We start from the raw sequence: 1,982 nt of genomic DNA, 5'->3' as shown, positions 1-1,982 counted from the left end.
TTGTTTTTTACATAATAAAAAAAAAACTATCTTTAAAAAAAAAAAACGGCTCCATAAAGAGGAACCGTTTTGCTTCAAAAATCACGTTTTGTGTTATACTGGAGAAACGAAATTGTGTTTTCAAAATTGTCATTTTCGACATGATAACTTTTCTCGTAGTGTGGTTTTGCCGAACCCACTACTTTTTTTATGTCTCCGAACTTCATTTCTTCCCGTTCCGGCTTAACAATCCCTTTTGATTTTCGATACATATTCATTCCGGAAGGATACATGTGCAGCCGTCCGCCTTTTAAAAATTTCTTTTCCCGACCTTCTACGATCTTTGTTTGCACCTCACAGCCCTCTGAAGCCACTTTTAAGGCTGTTTCCCTGTCTTGGACATCTTCTAGGTCTATATCAGTCAAATAAGCGCTCAAATAGGCTCCTATGTTGTCTATATCCTTTAATGACTTGATTGTTACAAATCCTAAACCCCATAGACTCCTTAATTCAGCATTTTTAATATAAATCTTATCCAAATCATTAAAGCGCATTAAAACATGACAATGCCAGGCTCCACGTCCTTGTGGCTCTACCACCGATAAATAATCTATCGAACTTTCTTTCTTGTATTTATAACGCAACCTGTCGATAAAATTTTGAAAATCACTATAAAGTTTTTTCGTGTCCGTCATATTTTTCTTGTATGTCAAAGTTATATGTAATTCATTTGGCCGTCCTATAAAATTGTTATTTATCAAATAACGCAGCTTCTTAAAGGTTTGTCTCAAAGAATTATAATTTTCCTGCCGATTTTCCGAATGCTCGAACTCCCGGATCTCCCCAGTAGAGAGGTCTACAAACCTATCCTTGTCCAATTTTTTGATATTATTTTTCCGGTTCATCTTCTCCATATGCTGAACTTCAATGACGTGATTCATAGTGGTCACTTTTACAACATCATTTGGAGCTATGAAAACCGCGTCACCATTGCGTTTATCCATCCATTTCCCCTCAATTTTTCCTGTAATGTTTAATTAAAATCAAGTTAATAATAAAGAACCCCAAATCCGAAGTCAGTTTTTCAACAAAAATTAGCGTCCTTTTCCCAAATAGTCCCTATACAATTCCTTAATAGCAAACTCAATTACAGCATCTTTTGAAACTCTTCCAAATTCATTGTGTTTTGTAAAATGTTCGGCTAATAACTCTAGCTTTTTAAATGTTTCAACAGTAATTCGAGGTCCAATTTGTTTTTTCTCTTCCATCCAAACACACTCCTAACAAGTTGTTAACATAATTCTAACATTGGAAATAATAGAATTCAAGAACAGAAAAAAGAAGCACACTCGGAATGATATTTCGTTTCCTTTTGATTCCGAGCCTCCACCCCTTACAATCCCCAAAGGCAACCGACAAGGGAAAATTCGTCCCTTATCGGCACCTCCGGAAATTGTACAGCAAGGGGTCACTCCCAATAAAAAGACTACGACATATAAAACAGGTTTAGCTTCAGAGAAAAAGAGCATAAGGAAACTCGGTGCCACCCTAAAAAAAAGGGTGTCAAACAGGCTGTGCCTGTTGAGTTTCTATGCTCTTAGAACAGGTGCCGTTTTTGAAGCCAAAGATATAGCATAGATACCCCATAGATATAGCAGGGATATACCAAAATATCTCTAGAGATACGGGTATCTATGCTATATCTCTCTACAAGATTCCTCCACACGCTTGACGGAAATGCTTCAGCATTTTAGCACTCACTCGACAGAGTGTATAAGTGCGCCATTCGGAATTTCAAAGCTTCAAATTTCACAGAGAGTGCCCATTTATACACACCCCCTAAATCGTGGTGTGACAATGGGTTCTCGCCGGCTCGAAATCGGTTTGTCATTCTGACAAATAACCCTTCGGGAAATAAAAAAAACGGCTCCATAAAGAGGAACCGTTTTGCTTCAAAAATCACGTTTTGTGTTATACTGGAGAAACGAAATTGTGTTTTAAAA

2 protein-coding genes are annotated in these 1,982 nt (G+C 37.1%); both read right to left on the bottom strand.

Annotated elements, in window-relative coordinates; all coding sequences use genetic code 11:
• Positions 1-74: 74 nt before the first annotated feature.
• Complete coding sequence (locus ACFWX1_RS48065; RefSeq protein ID WP_375839305.1) at positions 75-983, bottom strand: hypothetical protein; 909 nt, start codon at positions 981-983, stop codon at positions 75-77.
• Positions 984-1,073: 90 nt separating this feature from the next.
• Positions 1,074-1,247 carry a hypothetical protein gene (locus ACFWX1_RS48060; protein WP_375839303.1) on the bottom strand — a complete coding sequence of 58 codons (174 nt, stop codon included), beginning with the start codon at positions 1,245-1,247 and terminating at the stop codon, positions 1,074-1,076.
• Between the last annotated feature and the right edge of the window lie 735 nt (positions 1,248-1,982).

It is taken from the genome of Amycolatopsis sp. NPDC059021 (assembly GCF_042739895.1).
Taxonomy (GTDB): Bacteria; Actinomycetota; Actinomycetes; order Mycobacteriales; family Pseudonocardiaceae; genus Amycolatopsis.
The sequence above is the reverse complement of the archived record's forward strand: the minus strand, read 5'-3'. Positions and strand labels throughout refer to the sequence as shown.

Excerpts from the sequence above, each read along its gene's own strand:
- ACFWX1_RS48065 (WP_375839305.1), bottom strand. The coding sequence starts at position 983 with ATGGATAAACGCAATGGTGACGCGGTTTTCATAGCTCCAAATGATGTT.
- ACFWX1_RS48060 (WP_375839303.1), bottom strand. The coding sequence starts at position 1,247 with ATGGAAGAGAAAAAACAAATTGGACCTCGAATTACTGTTGAAACATTT.